Raw genomic sequence first — 23,144 nt, 5'->3', positions numbered from 1 at the left:
TCATCTCGCTTCCGGTATCGACATCGCTGACGGATCTAGGAGTGGGTGATGGACTCGCGGGCCGCCGCGACGACGGCGTCGGCGGTGATGCCGAACTCGTCGTACAGCGTCTTGTAGTCGGCCGAGGCACCGAAGTGCTCGAGGCTGACCGCGCGCCCCGCGTCGCCGAGATAGCGGTGCCAGCTCATCGCGACACCGGCCTCCACCGAGACGCGGGCCCGCACGGACGGCGGCAGCACCGACTCGCGGTACTCGGCGTCCTGCTCGTCGAACCACTCGTGCGAGGGGAACGACACCACCCGGGTGGGCACGCCATCGGCCTGCAGCCGCTCGCGGGCGGCGACCGCGAGCTGCAGCTCCGAACCGCTGGCCATCACAATCACCTGGGGCTTACCCCCGTCGGCCTCGGCGAACACGTACGCGCCACGCGCCGTGCCGTCGGCCGAGGCGAACTCGGTGCGGTCGAACACCGGGACGCCCTGCCGGGTCAGCGCGACGCCGGCCGGGCGGTGTGCGCGTTCGAGGACGGTCCGCCACGCCACCGCCGTCTCGTTCGCGTCGGCGGGGCGCACGACGTCGAGCCCGGGGACGGCCCGCAGCGCGGACAGCTGCTCGACGGGCTGGTGAGTCGGGCCGTCCTCGCCGAGGCCGATGGAGTCGTGCGTCCACACGAACGTCACCGGCAGCTGCTGCAACGCCGCCAGCCGGACGGCGGCGCGCTGGTAGTCGCTGAAGATGAGGAAGGTGGCCGCGTACGGCCGGGTGAGCCCGTGCAGGGCGATGCCGTTGGCGATCAGCCCGGCGGCGAACTCACGCACGCCGAAATGCATGGTCCGCCCGTACGGGTGGCCCGGGAACATCTCGCTGGAGCGCTTCTCCGGCAGGAAACTCGGCTCGGCGTCGATGGTGGTGTTGTTCGAGCCGGCGAGGTCGGCCGAACCGCCCCACAGCTCGGGAAGCACCGGCGCGATGGCGTTGAGGACCTTGCCGGACGCGGCCCGGGTCGCGAGGCCCTTGCCGCCGGGCTCGGTCGCCTCGAACTCCGGCAGCGCCGCGGCCCAGCCGTGCGGCAGTTCGCGGGCGCGCAGCCGGTCGAGCAGCGCCGCCCGCTCGGGGTTGTTCTCGCGCCACACCAGGTAGCGCTGGTCCCACTCCGCGTGCAGCTTGCGCCCGCGCTCGACGACCTGCTGGGCGTGGGCCAGGACGTCCGGGTCGACGTCGAAGGTCTTGTCCGGGTCGGCGCCGAGGATGCGCTTGGTGGCGGCGACCTCGTCCGCGCCGAGTGCCGACCCGTGGATGGCGCCGGTGTTCTGCTTGTTCGGCGCGGGCCAGCCGATGATGGTGCGCACGCGGATGAACGACGGCCGGTCGGTGACGGCCTTGGCCGCCTGCAGCGCGTCGAAGACGGCCCGCGGATCCTCGCGGTAGTCGCCGCCCGCGGTGAAGTCGACCTCCTGGACGTGCCAGCCGTAGGCGGCGTACCGGGCGGCGGTGTCCTCGGTGAAGGCGATGTTGGTGTCGTCCTCGATGGAGATCCGGTTGTCGTCCCAGAGCACGATCAGGTTGCCCAGCTCCTGGGTGCCGGCCAGCGAGCTCGCCTCGCCGGACACGCCCTCCTCGAGGTCGCCGTCGGAGGCGACGACGTAGACGTGGTGGTCGAACACGCTTTCGCCGGGGGCGGCGTCCGGGTCGAGCAGCCCCCGCTCGCGCCGCGCCGCGAAGGCCATGCCGACCGCCGACGCCAGCCCGGAGCCCAGCGGGCCGGTGGTGACCTCGATGCCCTCGGTGTGCCCGTGCTCCGGGTGCCCCGGGGTCTTCGACCCCCAGGTGCGCAGTGCGGCGATGTCGTCGAGCGACATCGGGTAGCCGGACAGGTACAGCTGGACGTACTGGGTGAGGCTGCTGTGGCCCGCGGACAGCACGAACCGGTCGCGGCCGGGCCACTGCGGGTCGGTGGGGTCGTGCCGCAGGACCTGCTGGTACAGCGTGTACGCCACGGGCGACAGGCTCATGGCGGTCCCTGGGTGGCCGTTGCCGACCTTCTCGACGGCGTCCATGGCCAACAGCCGTCCGGTGTCGACAGCGCGGTCGTCGAGCGCGGTCCAGCTGAACGGCGTGCCGTCGTCGGTCTGCGCCGGGGCGGACGTGCTGGCGTTGGTGTCGGGTGTCGTGTTCACCGGCTGACGTTCCTCTCGAGCTGGTGCGGATCAGGTCAGTGAAGCAACTCGGGGCCGCCGTGTTCGCGTGATGGCCGTCCCGGGGTCGAGCGTATCGGCGCGCCGCCGTCCGTAGTGCCCGGGCACTCGGGACAACGGACCCACCGGTAGACTCAACGGGCCGTGAGTGACGGAGCTTCCCGTCCCGTCTGTCTCTTCGACCACACATGAGGATGATCGTGACGCCCGTCGAGCCGAGCCGCGTCGACACCAGCCGCGAGACGCAGCCGTCGCGGCCCGCGTCATCGCGGTGGCGCGCGGTCGCGGGCGCCTATCTGGCGCTGATGAAGCTACGTGTGGTCGAGCTGCTGCTCATCACGACGTTGCCGGCCATGGTGCTGGCCGAGCGAGGGCTGCCGTCGCCCGGCCTGGTCGCGGCCACGCTGGTGGCCGGCACCTTGGCCGGCGGTAGCGCACACGCGTTCAACCAGGTCCTCGAGCGCGACATCGACGCGGTCATGCACCGCACCCGGCGCCGCCCGCTCGCGCGGGCGCAGGTCCCGCCGTACCACGCGTTCGCGTTCGCGTCGCTGCTGTTGGCCGGCTCGACGGCGATCATGCTGGTGTGGGTGAACGCGCTGGCGGCGGCGCTGACCATCGCGGCCAACCTGTTCTACGTCCTCGTGTACACGATGCTGCTCAAGCGCCGCACGTCGCAGAACATCGTCTGGGGCGGTGTCGCGGGCTGCGTGCCGACCCTGATCGGCTGGGCGGCGGTGACCGGCAGCCTGGACTGGCCGCCGGTGCTGCTCTTTCTCGTCGTGTTCTTCTGGACGCCGCCGCACTACTGGCCGCTGGCGATGCGCTACCGCGAGGACTACGTGCGCGCCGAGGTGCCGATGCTGCCGGCCGTGGCGTCGGCCACCACCGTCGCGACGCAGATCCTCGCCTACTCGTGGGCCATGGTCGTCACGACGCTGGCGCTGTGGCCGGTGGGCGACCTCGGATGGATCTTCGGCCTGTTGGCCGTGGTGACCGGGGCGTGGTTCCTGTCCGAGGCGCACCGGCTGCACGGGCGCGCCCGGCGCGATCCGTCAGGTGCCGGGCTCAAGGCCATGCGGCTGTTCCACGGCTCCATCACCTACCTGACGGTGGTGTTCGCCGGCGTGATGGCCGACGTCCTGATCCTCGGCTGATCCGCCCGCGCCGCGGCATTCCGCCACCAAGAGAATGGGTCCGGACGTATCGGATGACCGTCGAGTGCGCGGGCGAACCTCGCCGTTCCCGCGTTGGCCTCACGACGTCGACAACAGCCGTCAGGCACCATTGACGCCGTGAAAGCGCGCAACGGCTCGTCCGGCACGTCCCTGCCACCACCGGCCGGGTGGAAGCCCTTGCCGCTCGGCGGATGGCTGGCGACGACGGTGAGCGCGGCCGCCGCCCTGATCCTGGTGGTGCCCGCGGTGCTGCTCGCGCTCGACGGCGATCGGGTGCAAACAGCGGTGACCGGCGGGGTCGCCGTGCTTCTCGTGGTGACGGCGGTGCTCGTGCGGCCTCGACGGCGTCGTGCGCCGGCGCGTGCCGTGCTCGTCGAGGTCGAGGGGACGCACACCCCTGGGCTGCGGTTCCCGGTGCGTCCGACTCCGCCGCTGGTGAGCGTGGGACTGCTGCTGGCGGGTCTCGTGTTCGTCGCGCTGGCACTCGCCGCCGGGGTGGCGGCCGTGCTGCAGGGGGAGTGGCCGATGCTCGCCGGTGTCGCCGTCCTGGTGGCCGTGGGAGCGGTGTTCCTGCTCGGCGGGATCGCCGGCCTGCGCTCGGCGCGTACCGGCCTCGGTGTCGACCTCACGCCGCGGCATGTCGTCGTCGGCCTGGGCATCGACCGGGTGGTGCTGGCGTGGGACGAGATCGCCGCGATCGGTGCGACCACCGTCCGCTACGGCTTCCGCACCGCGATCCCGGCGCCGGTACAGCACTGGCTGCTGATCGAGGCGAGGGACCCGGGGGCGGTGACCGAGCGGAGCCGTCCGCGTCCGGCGGCTCTCGGCCGGCTGGCCGGCCGAGTGTCCGCAGCGGTGGTCGCGGCCGTGCCGACCGGCAGGCTGGCCGGTGACCCGGTGGTCTGCTTCCGCACGCTCGAGCACTATGCGAGCCGGCCGGACGCGCGGGCGGAACTGGGCGACGGCACCGCGGCCGCCGCCATCGCGCGTCAGGACGCGGCGAACGCCTGAGCGCTGTCGCGGACCGCCTCGATCAGGCTTGCGGCCTCGCGCAGGTCCTCGGTGGTGAACAGGACGTCGCCGCCCGAGCGCGAGGTGAGCGCGCGTTCGCCCAGTTCGGACCACCGCGGAAAGCGGGTGGCGAGGTGGTCGGCCGCGCCCGACTTGGAGACGACGTCTCCGGTGGTCAGGGTGTAGTGCAACCGTGGCGGGCCGAGCACGGCCCACTCGATCGTCGCGTTCTCGACCACCCGGTCGGCCGGTGCGTGCGCAAGACCGGCGGTGACCCGTTCGCCGAACCGGCTCCAGTACCCGGCGAGGTTGTCCAGCAGCCAGTCGCGGACGACCTCGTCCGGCTGGGCCGGGACGCCGAGGTCGGCGGGGTCGACGCCGCGGACCGTCCGTCCGTGCCGGCGAAGCGCCCGCCAGGTGACGGGGTTCAGCTCATCGCAGGGCTCGTCGACGCGCAGCGTTCCCCCGGCGACGAACGGGACGGTCTCGCCGTCACGGGGCGGGTCGTCGAGGTGTTCGCGGGACACGTAGAAGCCGTCGTAGAACGTCGACGCCGACAGCTTGGCGTGCACGTCGGCCAGGGCGGCACACTCTCGCGGGTCGGGCGGGCGGCTGGTCACGACGACGACGTCGACGTCGCTGGTGCCGGCGTGGAAGTCGCCCAGCGCGGCCGACCCGGTGACGTAGAGCCCTTCCACCAGGCCCGGCACGAGGTCGTCGACGAGCGCCAGATGCCGGCGGGTCAAGTCGCTGACCAGCGGGGGCAGCGGGCTCATCGCACCGTCTCTGTTGCCGGGAGCCAGCGGCTGGCATACCAGGCGTCCACCGCGGCGGCGATCAGCAGCGCCGCGCCGAGCATGTGCAGTCCGACCAGCAATTCGGGCAGCTCCAAGCGGTATTGGACGACGCCGACGAGACCTTGAGCGACTTCGACGCCGAGGAGGACGGCTGCCGCCCGGGCCGCGCGCCCGGGCGATCCGACGGCGCGCGCGGCGAAGTACAGGCCGATCGAGAGCCCGACCAGCACGAGGACCGCGTCGGCGTGCACCTGGGTGACCACGGCGACGTCGAGGCCGGTGCGTTCGGCGTCCGGGTCGCCGGCGTGCGGGCCGCTGCCGGTGACGACGGTCCCGAGATAGACGACGACCGCGGTGGCGACGAGGGTCAGCAGCCCCAGCCGCTCGAGCCACGGCTGGCCGATCCGCCGCGGCGGCACCGCAGCCGGTCGCCGTGCCCGCCGCACGAGGACGGTGGCCACCCCGACCAGTGCCGCCGACACGAGGAAGTGGAACATCACCACCCACGGGTTCAGGCCCGTCCACACGGTGATGCCGCCGATGACGGCCTGTGCGGGGATCACGGTGAGCAGCACCACCGACGGGACGACGAGGTCGCGGCGGGGACGGTCGGACGAGAACGTGCGCAGCACGGCGAGCAGCATGGCCGTCGCGACGGCGGCCAGCACGAAGAAGAGCAGCCGGTTGCCGAACTCGATGGCGCCGTGCAGGCCCATCTCGGGCGTGGACGTCAGCGAGCCTTCGGTGCAGTGCGGCCAGTCGGGACAGCCGAGGCCCGAGTCGGTGAGCCGGACGGCGCCGCCGGTGACGACGATGCCGACCTGGGTGATCCACGAGGTCAGCGCCAGCTTGCGCAGCGCCGCCTCGGAGATCAGCGGAACCCACCGCTGGAACCGCCCACGGCCCTCGGCCGGCGGCGATGGCGCGGTGGTCATGCTCACCGCGCCATCGTAGACAACCGGACGGTCAACAACGCCGACCGGGGGAGTGATCAGTACCGAACGGGGCAAAACGCGACCACCCGGCGGGACCGGGTGCGGAAGCGGCACCCCGGCACGCAGAGGCGGGTCACGACGATGCGCGCTGGCTGTGCCGCCACCGCTGGGGGGTGATGCCGTGCCGGTCCCGGAAGCGGCGGACGAGGTAGGTGGCGTCGCGCAGGCCCGTCCGGGCCGCGACGGCGCCGAGCGGGAGATCGGTGTCGCGCAGCATCCGCCGGACCTCGGTCATGCGCCGCTCGGTGATCCATTCGAGCAGCGGACGGCCGGTCCGTTCGCGTATCACGGTGGTGAGGTGTCCCGCGGTGTAGCCGAGCGCCCCGGCGATGTCGGCGACGGTGACCGGTTCGCGGAACGTCGCCTCGATCCGGTCGAAGACCTGCTGCACCAGCGGGTCCGGTGCGCTCGGTGCGGCCGGCGCCACCCGTGCGGCCGCGACCAGGACCCGGGTGAGTAGTCCGGTCACGACCTCGCGGGCGCCGAGGCGGCCCGGGTCGGCGAGCTCCTCGGCCAGGTCCGCGAGCCACGCCGACCAGCGTTCCCGGTCCGGTTCGGCGACCCGGCCGTGTCCTGCTCCGGGCGCGAACATCGCGAGCAGCGGATGGTGGCTCCAGGCCAGTGGGGAGACCGAGGCCAGCGCAGGTACCGCGTCCGGCGTGAAGGCGACCGACCACGCGCGAGCGCGGGCCAGTTCCGAGAGGGCCGAGACACCGATCACCTGCCCGGGAGACACGGCGTGAACCTCCCCGGCGCGCAGCGCCAGCTCGGCATCGTCGACCACGAAGGAGCCCGCGCCGTCCTCGACATAGACCAGGACGAGGAAGTCGTGGGCGTGCCGGTGGTCCGGCGGAAGCCGGGCGTGAGCGGCCTCGGTGTCGAAGCGGATCACCGAGACCGGAGGTACGCCCGGACGCTGCTCGTAGCGGTAGACCGGTGTCCCGTCCGGGCGCACCGAACGCAGCCGCGGCGACGACGGCGCGTGCGGGCCTGTGACCGAAGAATGTGCCATGGTTCCCTACTTCTGTACTGCCTCGGACCCGCAGGATATCCAAGACTCGACGGTGTAGACACCAGGTCCCGTCACGGTTCGCCGGGACCGGCCCACCGAGAGCCCAGGGAGTTCCGAATGACTGCAGAAGCCGCCGTACGCATCCTCGACCAGCGCACGCCGGAGGAGCGAGACCGCCCGTTCCTGCCGGGAATGGGCAGGACCTGGCTCCTCCCGTTCTACGACACCCTCAGCCGCGTCGGCGGCGTCCGGGCGCTGCACGAGCGCGCGGTCGAGCTGGCCGGCCTCGAGCCCGGCCAGACGGTGGCCGACGTCGGCTGCGGCACCGGCAACCTCTCGCTCGCCGTGCTCGCCGCCGAGCCGCACGCGCGCGTCACCGGACTCGATCCGGACGCGGACAGCCTGCGCAGAGCCGCTCGCAAGGCACGCCGCCGGCGCGTGTCGCTCACCCTCGTCCAGGGCTACGCCGACCGGATCCCGGCCGACGACGCCTCGCTCGACCACGTGGTCTCGTCGCTGGCGCTGCACCACGTCGACGACGACGGCCGGGTCGCGTTCGCGCACGACGCGCTGCGCGCCCTGCGGCCGGGAGGCACCGTCACCATCGTCGACTTCGGCGGTCCCATGACGAACACGGCGGACGCTCAGCACTCGACACACGGACACGGCCCGGCCCACGCCCTCCGGCACCTGCGCCGCCTCGTGCGCGAGCCGGCGACGCAGACCCCGGCCGTCACCCGCAACCTCGGCGACGGCATCGTCGCGCTCCTCGCCGCCGCAGGGTTCGCCGACGCGCGCGAGGTCGAGCACGTCCAGCATCGGTTCGGCCCGGTCACCTTCGTGCAGGCGAGCCGCCCCTAGTGCTCCCGGCTCGGATGGGCAGCACCGCTGGTCACTCCCAGCGGAACCACCGCGCGGCGGCCGTCGTGCCGGCGGCCGCCCAGATCACGAGGACGACGAGCGGCGCCCACGGCAGGCCGTCGCCGTCGGCGAGGACCGAGCGCAACCCACCGGCGAGCGCGCCCGTCGGCGTGGACTCGAGCACGGGCCGCAGCGCGTCCGGGAACTGCCCGAACGGGATCACGACCCCGCCGAGCACCAGCAGGAGCAGATACACCAGGTTGGCGGCGGCCAGTGTGGCCTCGGCGCGCAGCGTGCCGGCCATCAGCAGCCCGAGCCCGGCGAACGCGGCGGTGCCGGCCAGCAGCAACGGGACGGCGGCCATCGCGCCGTCCGGGCGCCAGCCCAGTGCCAGGCCCAGGCCGCCGACCAGGACGACCTGCAGGACCTCCACGACCAGGACGGTCACGGCCTTGGCGGCGAGCAGCGCCCACCGTGGCAGCGGCGAGGCGGCCAGGCGTTTCAGCGCGCCGTACCGGCGTTCGTACCCGGTGGCGATGGCCAGGGACGTGAACGCCGTGGACATGACCGACAGCGCGAGGATGCCCGGGACCAGGAAGTCGACGCGGTCGTACTCGCCGGTGTCCACCACCGGCACCGCGGTGAGCAGTCCCAGTAACACCACCGGGATCACGGCGGTGAGCAGCAACTGCTCGCCGTTGCGGAGCAGCAGCCGGACTTCGAGCAGGACCTGCGCGGCGACCATGCGGGTCAGGGGAGCGGCGCCGGGAGCGGGTACGTAGGTCACCGTGCCGACCGCCTGGTCAGTTCGAGGTAGACGTCCTCGAGCGAACGGCGCCCGACCTGCAGCCCTTCGGCGAGGATGTCGTTCGTGGCGCACCACGACGTGAGCGTCGCCAGCAGGTGCGGGTCGACGACCCCGGCGACCTGGTACGAGCCGGGGGTGACCTCGCGGACGTCCGCGGACTCCGGCAGCGCGGCCCGCAGCGTCGACAGGTCCAGCCGGGGCGGCCCGCCGAAACTGATGACGTCGTCGCCCGGCCCCGAGGTCAGCTCCTCCGGGCTGCCTTCGGTGACCAGGCGGCCGTGGTCGATGATGACGACGTGGTCGGCCAGTTGCTCGGCCTCGTCGATCAGATGCGTGGTCAGCACGACGCTCACGCCGTCGCCGCGCAGTTCGCCGATGAGGTCCCAGGTGGAGTGCCGCGCATGCGGGTCGAGGCCCGCCGTCGGTTCGTCGAGGAACACCAGTTCGGGACGGCCGACCAGGGCGGCGGCGAGGGCCACGCGCTGGCGCTGGCCGCCGGAGAGCCGCCGCAGTGGCGTGCGGCCGGTGCCGCCGAGCCCGAGCCGCTCGACCAGCCGGTCCACGTCCAGCGGGTGCCGGTGCAGCCGCCCCAGGTGGGTGAGCAGTTCGCGGGCGCCGGCGCCGGGGTACAGGCCGGCGCCCTCCTGCAGCATCACGCCGACCCGCGGGCGCAGCTCGGCGCTGTCGCGCCGCGGGTCGAGGCCGAGCACGCGGACGCGGCCGGTGTCGGGCTCCCGGAAACCCTCACAGGTCTCCACCGTCGTGGTCTTGCCCGCGCCGTTCGGCCCGAGCAGCGCGGTGACCGCGCCGGAGTCGACACGCACCGAGAGCCCGTCGACCGCGGTCGTCGTGCCGTAACGCTTGACCAGGCCGTCGACCTCGACGGCGGGCGGCACACTCACCCTGTGAGTCTCGCACGCGCAACGTGGGCGAGTGCTGGCACGTGGGTGCCGAGTCCGACACCGACACGTTGAAGGTAAGGCTGACCTGCGTGACGCATCCCACGGGGGGTAGGTTGAGACGGGGAACGAAAAAGAGCACGATGGTGTTGTGAAAAACACGCAGGAGGTAGCCGGGGCGCCGGGGAACACCCCCGTCGCCCAGGATCCTCATGCGCGTACACGTGAACGCGTGGCCCGGTCGATCCTCGAGAACGGGCCGTCCACGGCGGCGACACTGGCCGACCTGCTCGGTCTGACGCCGGCGGCGGTCCGGCGCCACCTCGACACGCTCGTCGCCGACGGCATACTCGAGGCACAGGAGGAGCGAGTGTACGGCCACCGCGGCCGGGGGCGCCCGGCCAAGGTGTTCGTGCTGACCACGGCCGGCCGCGACGCGTTCGAGCAGGCCTACGACGACCTCGCCGTGGGGGCGTTGCGCTTCCTGGCCGAGACCGGTGGTGACGACATGGTGCTGGAGTTCGCCCGGCGCCGGATCGCCGATCTCGAGGAGCGTTACCGGCAGCTGCTCGACGACGTCGAGCCGGGGCAACGTGCCGAGGTGCTGGCGCGCGCGTTGTCCGCTGACGGTTACGCCGCCTCGGCGCAGGCCTCGCCCGTCGTCGACGGCGAGCAGCTGTGCCAGCACCACTGCCCGGTGGCTCACGTCGCCGAGCAGTTCCCGCAGCTGTGTGAGGCCGAGACCGAGGCGTTCGCGCGGCTGCTGCACACCCACGTGCAGCGCATCGCGACCATCGCGCACGGCGAAGGGGTCTGCACCACGCACATTCCCCGCAGCTCCGAGGACTCCGGTCCCGGCAGCGCTTCCGCACCAGTTCCAGCACAAACCGAGGCACGAAACGTATCCGCGGAGAGGATCTCATAGATGACCACCACCGCTCACCCCGAACTCGAGGGACTCGGACGCTACGAATACGGCTGGGCCGACGCCGATGCCGCGGGTGCTGCCGCCAAGCGAGGCCTGAACGAGGACGTCGTCCGCGAGATCTCCGCGCTCAAGGACGAGCCGGACTGGATGCTCGACATCCGGCTGAAGGCGCTGCGGCTGTTCGAGAAGAAGCCCGTCCCCACCTGGGGTGCCGACCTGTCGGACATCGACTTCGACAACATCAAGTACTTCGTGCGCTCCACCGAGGAGCAGGCCGGGTCCTGGGAGGACCTGCCGGAGGACATCAAGACCACGTACGACAAGCTCGGCATCCCCGAGGCGGAGAAGCAGCGCCTGGTCGCCGGCGTGGCCGCGCAGTACGAGTCCGAGGTCGTCTATCACAAGATCCGTGAGGACCTCGAGGAGCAGGGTGTCGTCTTCCTCGACACCGACACGGCGCTGCGTGAGTACCCAGAGCTGTTCAAGGAGTACTTCGCCTCGGTCATCCCGGCCGGCGACAACAAGTTCTCCGCGCTGAACACCGCGGTGTGGTCCGGTGGCTCGTTCATCTACGTGCCGAAGGGCGTGCACGTCGACATCCCGCTGCAGGCCTACTTCCGCATCAACACCGAGAACATGGGCCAGTTCGAGCGGACGCTGATCATCGTCGACGAGGACGCCTACGTCCACTACGTCGAGGGCTGCACGGCGCCGATCTACACCTCCGACTCGCTGCACAGCGCCGTCGTCGAGATCGTCGTGAAGAAGGGCGCCCGCTGCCGCTACACGACCATCCAGAACTGGTCGAACAACGTGTACAACCTGGTCACGAAGCGGGCCACGGCCGCCGAGGGCGCCACCATGGAGTGGATCGACGGCAACATCGGCTCCAAGGTCACCATGAAGTACCCGGCCATCTGGCTGATGGGCGAGCAGGCCAAGGGCGAGACGCTGTCGCTGGCCTTCGCCGGCGAGAACCAGCACCAGGACTCCGGTTCCAAGATGGTGCACATGGCGCCGAACACGTCGAGCTCCATCGTGTCCAAGTCGGTGGCCCGCGCCGGGGGACGCACCTCGTACCGCGGCCTGGTCCAGGTCATGCCGCGTGCGCAGCACAGCGCCAGCACGGTGCGCTGCGACGCGCTCCTGGTCGACACCATCTCGCGGTCGGACACATACCCCTACAACGACATCCGCAACGACGACGTCTCGATGGGGCACGAGGCCACCGTCTCCAAGGTCAGTGAGGACCAGCTCTTCTACCTGATGAGCAGGGGCATGACCGAGGACGAGGCGATGGCGATGATCGTCCGCGGGTTCATCGAGCCGATCGCCCGCGAGCTGCCGATGGAGTACGCGCTCGAGCTGAACCGGCTCATCGAGCTGCAGATGGAAGGCGCTGTTGGGTGAGGTGGTCACCGGACCACACACCCAGCTTTGACGACGAGAGAGAGTAGATGAGTACCTCTGAATTGCCGGCCTCGACGCAGGAGCGGGCCGCCCAGCACGGCCTGACCGAGCACACCCACGGTGGTGCTGCGCTCGACGAGAGCAAACACGGCGGTAGCGCCTTCCACACCGTGGCGTCGTTCGACGTCGACGACCACCCCGTCCCGCGCGGCCGTGAGGAGGATTGGCGGTTCACGCCGATGGCGCGGATGCGCGGCCTGCACGACGACGCCGCGCTCGACGGGCACGACTACGAGGTCACCGTCGACGCCGACCCGCAGGTGAAGGTCGAGACGCTCGAGGCGGGCAACGCCCCCGTGCGTGGGTCGTCCGGGTACGTCCCGGTCGACCGACCCAGCGCACGGGCGTGGGCCGAGGCCGACAAGGTGGTGACCGTGACGGTCCCGCGCGAGGCGGTGACCGAGCAGCCCACGGTGATCCGGGTGAACGGCCTCAGCTCCGAGAAGGGCGCCGCCGGGCACGTCGTCGTTACCGCGGAGCGGTTCAGCCAGTCCGTCGTGGTGCTCGACTACGGCGGCTCGGCCGCGCTGGCCGACAACGTCGAGATCATCGCTGAGGAAGGCGCCAAGCTCGTCGTCGTGGCCGTGCAGGACTGGGCCGACGACGCCGTGCACGTGTCGCACCACCACGTCCACGTCGGCCGCGACGCCACCGTGAAGCACGCTGTCGTCGGCTTCGGCGGCGACCTCGTGCGGGTGTCGTCGTCGCTGGACTACGGCGGCCCGGGCGGCGACGCCGAGATGCTGGGGCTGTACTTCGCCGACAGCGGGCAGCACCTCGAGAACCGGCTGCTGGTCGACCACAACCAGCCGCACTGCCGCAGCGACGTGCTGTACAAGGGTGCGCTGCAGGGCTCGAAGGCGCACGCGGTGTGGATCGGCAACGTGCTGATCCGTCCGGAGGCCGAGGGCATCAGCACTTTCGAGCTCAACCGCAACCTCGTGCTCACCGACGGCGCGCGCGCCGACTCGGTGCCGAACCTCGAGATCGAGACCGGCGAGATCGAGGGGGCGGGCCACGCCAGCGCCACCGGAAGGTTCGACGACGAGCAGTTGTTCTACCTGCAGGCGCGCGGCATCCCCGCCGACGAGGCGCGCCGGCTGGTCGTCCGGGGCTTCTTCACCGAGCTGATCAACCGGATCGGTGTCCCCGAGATCGCCGAACGGCTCGTCGCCTCCGTCGAGCGCGAGCTGGCCATCAGCGAGCAGTGACGATGACGGCTACCACCATCACCGTCACGACCATGACCGCCACGACTGACACCACGACTGACCAAGACCTGCGAGTGAGGCATACGACATGAGCACCCTGGAGATCCGCGACCTGCACGTCTCCGTCGACACCGAGACCGGCCCGAAGGAGATCCTGCGCGGCGTCGACCTCACGGTCAGCAGCGGGCAGACGCACGCGATCATGGGCCCCAACGGCTCCGGCAAGTCCACCCTGGCCTACTCCCTGGCCGGGCACCCGAAGTACACCGTCACCAGCGGCACCGTCACGCTCGACGGCGAGGACGTGCTGGCCATGAGCGTCGACGAGCGCGCACGGGCCGGGCTGTTCCTCGCGATGCAGTACCCGGTCGAGGTTCCGGGTGTGTCGGTGTCGAACTTCCTGCGGACCGCGAAGACGGCCGTCGACGGCGAGTCGCCGAAGCTGCGCACCTGGGTCAAGGACGTCAAGAACTCGATGCAGAGCCTCGCGATCGACGACGCGTTCGCCGAGCGCGACCTCAACACCGGCTTCTCCGGTGGTGAGAAGAAGCGCCACGAGATCCTGCAGCTCGAGCTGCTGAAGCCGAAGTTCGCCGTTCTCGACGAGACCGACTCCGGTCTCGACATCGACGCGCTGCGCGTCGTCTCCGACGGCGTCAACCGGTTCACCGCCGACGGTGACAAGGGCGTGATGCTGATCACGCACTACACCCGCATCCTGCGCTACATCAAGCCGGACCACGTGCACGTGTTCATCGCCGGCCGCGTCGCCGAGGAGGGCGGCCCGGAACTGGCCGACAAGCTCGAGGAGCACGGCTACGTCGACTACGCCGGCGCCTCCGCCTGAGGGCGCCGGCCGGCATCGAGGAAGAGCATTGAGGAGAGCACCGTGGCGAACGACCTGACCAGCCCGCTGGACGTGGACCGGATCCGAAAGGACTTCCCGATCCTCGACCGGCGGCTGGCCGGCGACCACGCTCTGGCCTACCTCGACTCGGCGAACACGTCGCAGAAGCCGCAGGCGGTGATCGACGCGCTGACCGAGCACTATGCCCGCCACAACGCCAACGTCGCGCGGGCGGTGCACCAGCTCGGCGAGGAGTCGACCGCGGCGTACGAGGGCGCGCGCGATCGCATCGCCGCGTTCGTCGGCGCGGCGTCGCGTGACGAGATCGTTTTCGCCAAGAACGCGTCCGAGGCGCTGAACCTCGTCGCCAACACGCTGGCCAGCGGCCTGGCCGACGACCCCCGCTACCGGCTCGGGCCCGGCGACGAGATCGTCATCAGCGAGATGGAGCACCACTCCAACATCGTGCCGTGGCAGCTGGCCGCCCGGCGCACCGGAGCGACGCTGCGGTGGTTCGGGCTGACCGACGACGGCCGTCTCGACCTGTCCACGATCGACGAGCTGATCAACCCGCGGACGAAGATCATCTCCGTGGTGCACCAGTCGAACATCCTCGGCACGGTCAACGACCTCGCCCCGATCGTGGCCCGCGCACATGAGGTCGGCGCCCTGGTGATGGCCGACGCTTCGCAGTCGGTGCCGCACATGCCGGTCGACGTCGCCGCGTTGGGCGTGGACCTGCTGGCGTTCACCGGGCACAAGATGTGCGGGCCGACCGGCGTCGGTGTGCTGTGGGGCCGCGGTGCGGTGCTGGACGCGCTGCCCCCGTTCCTCGGCGGCGGCGAGATGATCGAGACGGTGTCCATGGAGGGCTCGACGTTCGCGGCGGTGCCGCACAAGTTCGAGGCCGGGACGCCGCCGATCGCGCAGGTCGTCGGGCTGGGCGCGGCGGTCGACTATCTCACCGGGCTGGACATGGCCAAGGTGTACGCGCACGAGCGGGAGCTCACCGGCTACGCGCTGCAGCGCTTCGCCGGTGTCGACGGCGTGACGATCATCGGCCCGGACACGCCCGAGGGTCGCGGCGGCACGATCTCGTTCACCGTCGACGGCGTCCACCCGCACGACGTCGGGCAGGTGCTCGACGAGCAGGGCGTCGCGGTGCGGGTGGGCCACCACTGCGCACGGCCGGTGTGCGTACGCTACGGAATACCCGCGACCACGCGGGCGTCGTTCTACCTGTACACCACGACCGACGAGATCGACGCTCTGGCCGACGGGTTGGAGCGGGTGAAGAGGTTCTTCCGGTGAGCGACAGCCTGTACCAGGAGATCATCCTGGACCACTACAAGTACCCGCACGGGCGCGGGCTGCGTGAGCCGTTCCAGGCCGAGGCTCACCACGTGAACCCGACGTGCGGGGACGAGATCACCGTGCGGGTGGCGGTGGACGGCGGCACGCTGACCGACGTGTCCTACGACGGTCAGGGCTGCTCCATCAGCCAGGCCTCGGCGAGCGTCCTGCACGACCTGCTCAGCGGGCAGGGCGTCGACGACGCGTTCGAGGTCGAGCGCGCGTTCGTCGAGCTGATGCAGGGTAAGGGTGAAGTCGAACCGGACGAGGACGTGCTCGGTGACGGGATCGCCTTCGCCGGCGTGGCGAAGTATCCGGCCCGGGTGAAATGCGCGTTGCTGTCCTGGATGGCGTTCAAGGACGCCGCATCGCGAGCACTGGCGACAGAAGGAGAAGTGACCCGCTGATGACCACCGGCACTGTTGACATCGAGGATGTCAAAGAAGCCCTGCGCGACGTGGTGGACCCGGAACTGGGTATCAACGTCGTCGACCTCGGGCTGATCTACGGCGTGTCCGTGGACGACGACGGCGTCGCCACCATCGACATGACGCTGACCAGCGCGGCCTGTCCGCTGACCGACCTGATCGAGGAGCAGGCCGCGTCCGCCACCGACGGGCTGGTCAAGGAATTGAAGATCAACTGGGTCTGGATGCCGCCGTGGGGCCCGGACAAGATCACCGACGAGGGGCGGGAGCAGCTGCGGGCGCTCGGCTTCAACGTATGAGCCGCTCGGCGCCGACGACCGTCGTGTTCGACCTCGGCGGTGTCCTCGTCGACTGGGATCCGCGGTACCTGTACCGCTCGTTGCTTGCCGACGACGACGCCGTCGAGTCGTTCCTCGCCGAGGTCACGACGCCGGAGTGGAACGCCGCGCAGGACGCCGGCCGCAGCTGGGACGACGCCGTGGCCGCCCTCACCGCGCAGCATCCGAACCATGCGGAGCTGATCGCGGCCTATCACCACCGGTGGACCGAGACCATCGGCGGACAGATCGACGGCACCGTCGACCTGCTGCGTGAGCTGCGAGACACCGGTGTCGGCCTGTACGCGCTGACCAACTGGTCCGACGAGAAGTTCCCGCACGCCGAAGAGCGCTTCGACTGGCTGTCGTGGTTCGAGGGCATCGTGGTCTCCGGCCGCGAAGGGCTCGTCAAGCCCGATGCCCGCATCTTCCGGGTGCTGCTCGACCGGTACGGCCTGGACCCGTCCGTTTCGGTCTTCATCGACGACAACCCGGCCAACGTCGAAGCCGCGCGCGAGCTCGGATTCACCGCACTGCGTTTCACCGGGAGCCAGCAGCTGGCCGGCTCGCTCGCCGAGCTGGGTCTGGTGCCGAACCGCAAGGAGGCCACGGCGTGAGCATCATGCCGATCCGGATCTGGGGCGATCCCGTTCTGCGCACCCCGTGCGACCCGGTCACGAAGTTCGACGGCGAGCTGCAGCGGCTGGTCGACGACATGTTCGAGACGATGTACGACGCTCCCGGCGTCGGGCTGGCGGCCAACCAGGTCGGTGTGTCGTTGCGGCTGTTCGTGTACGACGTGGGCGACGGGCTGAAGGGCGTCGTCGCCAACCCGGTCCTCGAGCAGTTCGAAGGCGAGCAGGTCGGTGAGGAGGGCTGCCTGTCGGTGCCCGGCCTTGCCTACGACCGGCGCCGCGCGATGTACGCGACGGTGTCCGGGGCGGACGTGCACGGCGAGCCCGTCCGGGTGGCGGGCGAGGGGTTGCTGGCCCGCTGCTTCCAGCACGAGACCGACCACATCAACGGCGAGATCTACGTCGACAAGCTCGACCGTGGCGAGCGCAAGTCCGCGCTGAAGGCGATCCGCGAAGCCGACTGGGCACGCGAGCCGTCGGTCGGCTGAACCGCCGTTGTGGGCGAGCGTCCGGCTCGCAACCACCGAGGCGCGAAATCACTACGGGTCTGTTGTCGGTGTGGGTATCGTTGCGGTATGGCGTTCGAGAGAATCACCGTCGATCATCGGATCATGGGCGGCGTGCCGTGTATCCGTGGTACGCGTGTCCCGGTAGCGACCGTGGTGGGCCTCATCGCTGAAGGTTTGGCGCCGACGGACATCGTGAACGACTACCCGCAGCTCACGGTTGACGACGTCCGCACGGCTCTCGAGTATGCACCCGCGGTAGTGGATGCCCGTGAGGTACCACTGCTCGCATCCGCATGAAGATTCTTTCGACGAATGTCTCAGTAGGCGGCTCAGCGACCTGTTGAGGGGTGCAGGCCACGATCCGGTCCATGTCGCTGACGCCGGTCTTCTTGGTGCCCCTGATGAGGAAGTCATGGCGGCGGCAGTGGCTGATGGACGAGTGTTGATATCGGCCGACGCCGACTTCGGTGAGCTTCTCGCATCGAGCAATGCGACGTTGCCGAGCGTCGTCCTGCTTCGGCGATCGGAACGCCAGGCGCACGAGCAGGCGGCCGTACTTCTCGAGAACCTGCCGTTGATATCCGATGAGTTGGACGCAGGCGCCCTGGTCGTGGTCACGAGTGACCGAATGCGGATCCGATCGCTACCTCTCCGGCAGCGGTCTTTTCATCCGCCGGCTGATGAGCGAACGAGTATCACTCCCTTTGGGCCTGCTCACGCGCCGTTGACGTCGGTGAGAATCGAGTAGACCGACGTCGTGGCGCAGACGAACAGCCGGTTGCCCTTCGGGCCGCCGAACGTGAGGTTGGCGACCGGCTCCGGCACACGCAGCGTTCCCAGCGCGGTGCCGTCTGCGTCGATGCAGCGCACACCGTCGCGAGTGGCGGCCCAGAGGCGTCCCAGGCGGTCGACGCGGACGCCGTCGACCCCGCCGCCGCTGCCGGCGAGAACGTCGCCGCCACTCAGCCCGCCGTCGATGGTGACGTCGAACGCACGGATGTGGTCCCTGCCGCTGTCGGTGACGTACAACCGCCGCTCGTCCGGCGAGAAGGCCAGCCCGTTCGGCCGGTCGAAGTCGTCGCCCACGACGTGCACGGTGCCGGACCCCGGGTCGATCCGGTAGACGTGGCAGGCGCCGATCTCGGAGTCGGCGCGGTGGCCCTCGTAGTCGCTGTCGATGCCGTACGCCGGATCGGTGAACCAGACCGACCCGTCCGAGCCGACGACGACGTCGTTGGGGCTGTTCAGCCGCTTACCGTCGAATCGGTCGGCGAGCACCGTGATGCTGCCGTCGGGCTCGGTGCGGGTGACCCGCCGCCGGCCGTGCTCGCAGCTGACCAGCCGGCCCTGTCGGTCGAGGGTGTGCCCGTTGGCGTACCCCGAGGGCGCGCGGAACACGCCGACGGTCCCGGTCGGCTCGTCCCAGCGCAGCATCCGGTCGTTCGGGATGTCGCTCCAGATCAACTGCCGCCACGCGGGCACGTAGACCGGGCCCTCGGTCCACCGGCAGCCGGAGGCGAGGCGTTCGAGCCGAGCGTCGCTCTTCACCCGGAACCAGCTCGCCCAGGGCTCGAACGTCGCGGGAGAAGTGTCGGCCATGCGCAGATCTCATCACATCGCCAGCCGTACCGCCGCGGCGTAGCGTGGGTCCATGAACGACTCCGCACCGACCGCCGCCCCCGAGGCGCCCGGTGAGCTGGCTCGCCGGCTCGACGACGCCGGGTACCTGGCCGACGACGGCCTGGCGACGGCGGCGTTCCTGGCGCTGCGGATGCACCGCCCGCTGTTCCTCGAGGGTGAGGCGGGCGTCGGCAAGACGTCGCTGGCGCGGGCTCTGGCGGTCGTGCTGGACGCGCCGCTGATCCGGCTGCAGTGCTACGAGGGCGTCGACGCCGCCCAGGCGCTGTACGACTGGGACTTCCCGCGCCAGCTGCTGCACCTGCGGGCGTCGGAGGCCGCCGGCGTCACCGACGTCGACCGCCTGGAGCACGAGCTCTACGACCGCAGGTTCCTGCTCGCCCGGCCCCTGCTGCGAGCGCTGGAGACGTCGCCGTCGGTGTTGCTGGTCGACGAGGTGGACCGGGCGGACGACGAGTTCGAGGCGTTCCTGCTCGAGGTGCTGTCCGACTTCACCATCTCGATCCCCGAGATCGGCACCGTCCGGGCGCAGCATCCGCCGGTCGTTGTCGTGACCAGTAACCGGACCCGCGAGGTCCACGACGCGCTGAAGCGCCGCTGCCTGTACCACTGGCTGGCGCACCCCTCGTTCGAGCGCGAGGTGGCCGTGATCCGGCGGCACCTTCCGGGCGTGCAGGACCGCCTCGCCGACGACGTCGCCCGCGCGGTGCAGCGCATGCGCGCCGACGATCTGCTCAAGCCGCCCGGGCTGGCCGAGTCCATCGACTGGGTCACCGCGCTGGCGGCGCTCGGCGCCACCGAGCTGAACGCGGAGCTCGCGGCGCGGACCCTGGGCGCGGTGCTGAAGTACCAGGAGGACACCGACCGGGTGCTGGGCGGGGTGGACGAGCTCGTCGCGGGCGGGTCAGGCCCGTGACCGGGGCGGCCGCGCCGCGCGACGCCGTCGAGGTGCTCGTGGGGTTCACGCGCCGGCTCGGGGACGAGGGCGTTGTCGTGTCGCCAGGCCGGGTGCACGCGATGCTCGAAGCGCTCGGCGAGCTCGACGCGGGGTCGATGCGTGCCGTCTACTGGTCCGGGCGGGTGACGCTGTGCGCGTCTCCGGAGGAGGTCGAGCGTTACGACCGGGTGTTCGCCGACTACTTCTCCGGACACCGGCCGCGCCCGCGCGTGCGGGTCCAGCTCCCGGAGCCGACACGGCCGGTCGCGGTGCCGGCGGACCCGTCCGGCAGGTCCGAGGACGACGACGCCGCACCACCGGACCGGCTCGCCACCGCCAGCCGGATGGAGGTGCTGCGCCACCGCGACGTGGCCGAGCTCGGCCCGGACCAGCGCGCCGAGGTGCACCGGTTCGTCAGCATGCTGACCCCGGCCGCGCTCGAACGGGTGACCCGCCGGATGCACCCGGCATCGTCCGGGCGGGTCGACGCGCACCGCACCGTACGGTCGATGTTGCGCCACGGCGGCGAGCCCGCGGAGCTGCGCCGGCACCGGCAGGCGCGCCGGAACCGCCGGCTGGTGTTCCTGGTCGACGTCAGCGGCTCGATGGCGCCGTACGCGGACATGACGCTGCGGTTCGCGCACGCCGCGTGCCGGGCACGGCCGGGCACCGAAGTATTCACCGTCGGCACCCGGCTGACCCGCATCACGCGTGAACTGCGCGGACGCGACCCGCAGGCGGCGCTGTCGGCCGCCACCGCGGCGGTGGCCGACTGGAGCGGCGGCACCCGCCTCGGTGACGAGGTGAAGGAGTTCCTCGACCGCTGGGGCCGGCGCGGCACCGCTCGCGGCGCCGTCGTCGTCATCGCCAGTGACGGCTGGGAACGCGGCGACCCGGCGTTGCTGGGCACGCAGATGGAACGGCTCGCCCGGCTGGCCCGCACCGTCGTGTGGGTCAACCCGCACCGCGGCCGCGCCGGCTACGCGCCGCGGACGGGCGGCATGCGGGCCGCGTTACCGCACGTCGACCAGCTCGTCGCGGGGCACTCCGTGGACGCGATGCAACGCCTGGCCCGGCTGCTGGCGGCGCAGCCGGCGGTGGGAGATGCTGTGGACCATGCGTGAGGTGATGGACGACCTGGTCGCGGCGGTCGACGGCGGGCATCGTGCCGGGCTGGTGACCGTCGTGCGCACGTTCCAGTCGGCGCCGCGGCCGCCGGGAGCGTCGATGGTCGTCAGCCACACCGGTGAGGCGGTCGGCAGTGTCTCGGGCGGGTGCATCGAGGCGGCGGTCTACGAACTCGCCGGCGAGGTCGTCGCCGGACGCGAACCGACCATGCAACGGTACGGCGTCAGTGACGACGACGCGTTCGCCGTTGGTCTGACCTGCGGCGGGACCATCGACGTGTTCGTCGAGGCGGTGAGCGGCGAGACGTTTCCGCAGCTACCGGCGGTCGCCGACGCCGTCGCCCGGGGTGAGCCGGTGGCGGTGGCCACCGTCGTCTCCGGCCCCGGCGACGTCGGCGCCCATCTCGTCGTCGGGGCGGAGCACGTGTCGGGCACGCTGGGTGGTCAGCGGCTGGACGACGCGGTGGCCGACGATGCCCGCGGCATGCTCGAGCAGGGGATGACCGGCGTGCGCCGCTACGGCGCGGACGGCGAGCGGCGTATGGACGACCTGGAGGTGTTCGTCCAGTCGTTCGCGCCGCGGCCGCGGATGCTGGTGTTCGGCGCGATCGACTTCGCGGCGGCTCTGGTGAGGGTCGGCCGGTTCCTTGGCTATCACGTCACCGTCTGCGACGCCCGCCCGGTCTTCGCGACGCCGCGCCGGTTCCCGGACGCCGACGAGGTCGTGGTGAGCTGGCCGCACGACTATCTGGCCGAAGCCGAGGTCGACGAGCGGACCGTCGTCTGCGTCCTGACCCACGACCCGAAGTTCGACGTCCCGCTGCTGGAGGCCGCGGTGCGCACACCCGCCGCCTACATCGGGGTGATGGGGTCGCGGCGCACCCACGAGGACCGGATGGCGCGGCTGCGCGAGCAGGGCGTGAGCGACGCGGAACTGGCCCGGCTGTCGTCGCCGCTCGGCCTCGACCTGGGCGGACGCACACCGGAGGAGACGGCGGTGTCGATCGCCGCCGAGATCGTCGCCGCCCGGTGGGGCGGGACCGGGCGCCGGCTGCGCGACATCGGCGGACCGATCCACCGTGACGAGCGGGGCACCGCATGACCGCCGCGCCGGCCGCCGGGCTGGTGCTGGCCGCGGGCGAGGGACGGCGCTTCGGCGCGCCGAAGGCGACGGTCGAGCTGGACGGCGAGCGCCTCGTCGACCGTGCCGTCCGGCTGCTGGCCGACGGCGGCTGCCGGCCGGTGGTGGTCGTCGACGGCGCGGTGCCGCTGACGGTCCGCGGCGCGCGGGTCGTGCACCACGAGGACTGGTCGTCGGGCATGGGCTCGTCGCTGCGGGCGGGACTCGAGGCGCTGCGTGCCGAGGCCACCGGCGCCGTCGTGGTGGTGCTGGTCGATCAGCCGTGGCTGGGGCCGGAGTCGGTGCGGCGGTTGCGCGCGGCCCGGGCCGGCGGCGCGTTCGTCGCGGTGGCCACGTACGGCGGGCAGCGTGGCAACCCGGTGCTGCTGGCTCGGGAAGTGTGGGACGACGTCGCCGCGCTGGCGCAGGGCGACGTCGGCGCGCGGGCGTTCATGACCGCGCGTCCGGAGCTGGTGACGTCGGTGGCCTGCGACGACACCGGGCGCCCCGACGACGTCGACGTCCCGGAGGACCTGCCCGGCAGGTGACTCGTGCCCACCAGCCGACGGCTCGTTCCCGCAGCGGGCTCGACGTACAACTGAGCGTCGCATAGACAACTGAGCGCCGAACGGCGGCCCGTTCGCGCCCGCATCCGGCGCTCAGTTGTATGTCCAGCGCTCACATGTATGTCGGTGCGGCCGTTCACCGATCGCCGGCCGCGGATTCCCGGTCTTCGACGGAGCCGTCGCCGCGCCACATCGGAACGACGGCGACGATGCCGCTGTCGGTGTCGAGGCCGTGCTCGGCGTACACCTCGTGTCGGTGGTCGGCCAGGCCGTCCGTCGAACCCGACACCGACGTCCCCTGC

General features: G+C 71.3%; 26 protein-coding genes. 18 read left to right on the top strand and 8 right to left on the bottom strand.

Features of this window, described 5'->3' with window-relative positions:
* Positions 1-35: 35 nt before the first annotated feature.
* Positions 36-2,177: a transketolase gene (gene tkt / locus CLV30_RS10015; RefSeq protein ID WP_106537073.1), complete on the bottom strand. Its 2,142-nt coding sequence runs from the start codon at positions 2,175-2,177 to the stop codon at positions 36-38.
* A 212-nt stretch (positions 2,178-2,389) separates the two neighbouring features.
* Between tkt and CLV30_RS10010 the strand changes: the two genes are divergently transcribed.
* Both CLV30_RS10010 and CLV30_RS10005 read left to right on the top strand, forming a co-directional pair.
* Entirely contained in the window at positions 2,390-3,352 is a 963-nt protein-coding gene (locus CLV30_RS10010; protein WP_106537072.1) for a heme o synthase, read from the top strand.
* 138 nt (positions 3,353-3,490) lie between these two features.
* Positions 3,491-4,384 (top strand): hypothetical protein, encoded by an 894-nt coding sequence (locus CLV30_RS10005; protein ID WP_106537071.1) that lies wholly within the window; start codon positions 3,491-3,493, stop codon positions 4,382-4,384.
* Here CLV30_RS10005 and CLV30_RS10000 read toward each other — a convergent pair.
* From CLV30_RS10000 to CLV30_RS09990, 3 genes are all read right to left on the bottom strand, one after another.
* The gene (locus CLV30_RS10000) at positions 4,363-5,160 is read right to left on the bottom strand and encodes a nucleotidyltransferase domain-containing protein (protein WP_106537070.1); all 798 of its coding nucleotides are present in this window, start codon (positions 5,158-5,160) and stop codon (positions 4,363-4,365) included. The genes CLV30_RS10005 and CLV30_RS10000 overlap by 22 nt on opposite strands.
* Complete coding sequence (locus CLV30_RS09995; RefSeq protein ID WP_106537259.1) at positions 5,157-6,116, bottom strand: COX15/CtaA family protein; 960 nt, start codon at positions 6,114-6,116, stop codon at positions 5,157-5,159. The genes CLV30_RS10000 and CLV30_RS09995 overlap by 4 nt, the downstream gene beginning before the upstream one ends.
* 133 nt (positions 6,117-6,249) lie before the next feature.
* Positions 6,250-7,188 (bottom strand): AraC family transcriptional regulator, encoded by a 939-nt coding sequence (locus CLV30_RS09990; RefSeq protein WP_106537069.1) that lies wholly within the window; start codon positions 7,186-7,188, stop codon positions 6,250-6,252.
* 117 nt (positions 7,189-7,305) lie between these two features.
* Between CLV30_RS09990 and CLV30_RS09985 the strand changes: the two genes are divergently transcribed.
* A complete protein-coding gene (locus CLV30_RS09985; protein WP_106537068.1) occupies positions 7,306-8,049 on the top strand; it encodes a class I SAM-dependent methyltransferase in 744 nt (247 codons plus the stop codon).
* Between the two features lie 31 nt (positions 8,050-8,080).
* Here the strand turns inward: CLV30_RS09985 and CLV30_RS09980 are convergent, their stop codons facing one another.
* Together CLV30_RS09980 and CLV30_RS09975 are read right to left on the bottom strand one after the other, a co-directional pair.
* Complete coding sequence (locus tag CLV30_RS09980; protein WP_106537258.1) at positions 8,081-8,794, bottom strand: ABC transporter permease; 714 nt, start codon at positions 8,792-8,794, stop codon at positions 8,081-8,083.
* 38 nt (positions 8,795-8,832) lie between these two features.
* Positions 8,833-9,759, bottom strand: coding sequence for an ABC transporter ATP-binding protein (locus CLV30_RS09975; protein WP_106537067.1), 927 nt, complete (start codon positions 9,757-9,759; stop codon positions 8,833-8,835).
* A 229-nt stretch (positions 9,760-9,988) separates the two neighbouring features.
* Here CLV30_RS09975 and CLV30_RS09970 point away from each other — a divergent pair, with 229 nt between their 5' ends.
* The 11 genes from CLV30_RS09970 (at position 9,989) to CLV30_RS27830 (ending at position 18,202) form a co-directional block, all read left to right on the top strand.
* Entirely contained in the window at positions 9,989-10,681 is a 693-nt protein-coding gene (locus tag CLV30_RS09970) for a helix-turn-helix transcriptional regulator (protein ID WP_211300037.1), read from the top strand.
* Positions 10,682-12,094, top strand: coding sequence for a Fe-S cluster assembly protein SufB (gene sufB / locus CLV30_RS09965; RefSeq protein ID WP_106537065.1), 1,413 nt, complete (start codon positions 10,682-10,684; stop codon positions 12,092-12,094).
* A gap of 47 nt (positions 12,095-12,141) precedes the next feature.
* Positions 12,142-13,365, top strand: coding sequence for a Fe-S cluster assembly protein SufD (sufD, locus tag CLV30_RS09960; RefSeq protein WP_106537064.1), 1,224 nt, complete (start codon positions 12,142-12,144; stop codon positions 13,363-13,365).
* Between the two features lie 88 nt (positions 13,366-13,453).
* Entirely contained in the window at positions 13,454-14,212 is a 759-nt protein-coding gene (sufC, locus tag CLV30_RS09955; RefSeq protein WP_106537063.1) for a Fe-S cluster assembly ATPase SufC, read from the top strand.
* Positions 14,213-14,254: 42 nt separating this feature from the next.
* Positions 14,255-15,523, top strand: a complete 1,269-nt coding sequence (locus CLV30_RS09950; RefSeq protein ID WP_276319984.1) for a cysteine desulfurase — start codon at positions 14,255-14,257, stop codon at positions 15,521-15,523.
* Positions 15,520-15,972, top strand: a complete 453-nt coding sequence (gene sufU / locus CLV30_RS09945) for a Fe-S cluster assembly sulfur transfer protein SufU (RefSeq protein ID WP_106537062.1) — start codon at positions 15,520-15,522, stop codon at positions 15,970-15,972. The genes CLV30_RS09950 and sufU overlap by 4 nt, the downstream gene beginning before the upstream one ends.
* On the top strand, positions 15,972-16,292 hold the full coding sequence (locus CLV30_RS09940) for a metal-sulfur cluster assembly factor (protein WP_106537061.1): 321 nt from the start codon (positions 15,972-15,974) through the stop codon (positions 16,290-16,292). Before sufU ends, CLV30_RS09940 begins: the two co-directional genes overlap by 1 nt.
* Positions 16,289-16,927 carry an HAD family hydrolase gene (locus CLV30_RS09935; RefSeq protein ID WP_106537060.1) on the top strand — a complete coding sequence of 213 codons (639 nt, stop codon included), beginning with the start codon at positions 16,289-16,291 and terminating at the stop codon, positions 16,925-16,927. Before CLV30_RS09940 ends, CLV30_RS09935 begins: the two co-directional genes overlap by 4 nt.
* 5 nt (positions 16,928-16,932) lie before the next feature.
* On the top strand, positions 16,933-17,433 hold the full coding sequence (def, locus tag CLV30_RS09930; RefSeq protein ID WP_240723214.1) for a peptide deformylase: 501 nt from the start codon (positions 16,933-16,935) through the stop codon (positions 17,431-17,433).
* 87 nt (positions 17,434-17,520) lie between these two features.
* Entirely contained in the window at positions 17,521-17,751 is a 231-nt protein-coding gene (locus CLV30_RS09925) for a DUF433 domain-containing protein (protein WP_106537058.1), read from the top strand.
* On the top strand, positions 17,717-18,202 hold the full coding sequence (locus CLV30_RS27830; RefSeq protein ID WP_165358492.1) for a DUF5615 family PIN-like protein: 486 nt from the start codon (positions 17,717-17,719) through the stop codon (positions 18,200-18,202). Before CLV30_RS09925 ends, CLV30_RS27830 begins: the two co-directional genes overlap by 35 nt.
* On the opposite strand, the gene CLV30_RS09915 is transcribed toward CLV30_RS27830, so the two are convergent.
* Positions 18,169-19,053 carry an SMP-30/gluconolactonase/LRE family protein gene (locus tag CLV30_RS09915; RefSeq protein ID WP_106537057.1) on the bottom strand — a complete coding sequence of 295 codons (885 nt, stop codon included), beginning with the start codon at positions 19,051-19,053 and terminating at the stop codon, positions 18,169-18,171. The genes CLV30_RS27830 and CLV30_RS09915 overlap by 34 nt on opposite strands.
* 52 nt (positions 19,054-19,105) lie before the next feature.
* Here CLV30_RS09915 and CLV30_RS09910 point away from each other — a divergent pair, with 52 nt between their 5' ends.
* Genes CLV30_RS09910 through CLV30_RS09895 form a run of 4 tightly spaced genes read left to right on the top strand, consistent with a single transcriptional unit; the run spans position 19,106 to position 22,824 of the window.
* Positions 19,106-20,008, top strand: a complete 903-nt coding sequence (locus tag CLV30_RS09910; RefSeq protein ID WP_106537056.1) for an AAA family ATPase — start codon at positions 19,106-19,108, stop codon at positions 20,006-20,008.
* Entirely contained in the window at positions 20,005-21,153 is a 1,149-nt protein-coding gene (locus CLV30_RS09905; protein ID WP_205740569.1) for a vWA domain-containing protein, read from the top strand. The genes CLV30_RS09910 and CLV30_RS09905 overlap by 4 nt, the downstream gene beginning before the upstream one ends.
* Positions 21,146-22,258 carry an XdhC family protein gene (locus tag CLV30_RS09900; RefSeq protein ID WP_106537055.1) on the top strand — a complete coding sequence of 371 codons (1,113 nt, stop codon included), beginning with the start codon at positions 21,146-21,148 and terminating at the stop codon, positions 22,256-22,258. The genes CLV30_RS09905 and CLV30_RS09900 overlap by 8 nt, the downstream gene beginning before the upstream one ends.
* A complete protein-coding gene (locus CLV30_RS09895; RefSeq protein ID WP_106537054.1) occupies positions 22,255-22,824 on the top strand; it encodes a nucleotidyltransferase family protein in 570 nt (189 codons plus the stop codon). Before CLV30_RS09900 ends, CLV30_RS09895 begins: the two co-directional genes overlap by 4 nt.
* A gap of 154 nt (positions 22,825-22,978) precedes the next feature.
* On the opposite strand, the gene CLV30_RS26400 is transcribed toward CLV30_RS09895, so the two are convergent.
* The gene (locus CLV30_RS26400) at positions 22,979-23,131 is read right to left on the bottom strand and encodes a hypothetical protein (RefSeq protein WP_165358491.1); all 153 of its coding nucleotides are present in this window, start codon (positions 23,129-23,131) and stop codon (positions 22,979-22,981) included.
* Between the last annotated feature and the right edge of the window lie 13 nt (positions 23,132-23,144).

It is taken from the genome of Haloactinopolyspora alba (assembly GCF_003014555.1).
Classification (GTDB): Bacteria; Actinomycetota; Actinomycetes; order Jiangellales; family Jiangellaceae; genus Haloactinopolyspora; species Haloactinopolyspora alba.
This window is presented reverse-complemented; position numbering and strand designations above follow the sequence as displayed.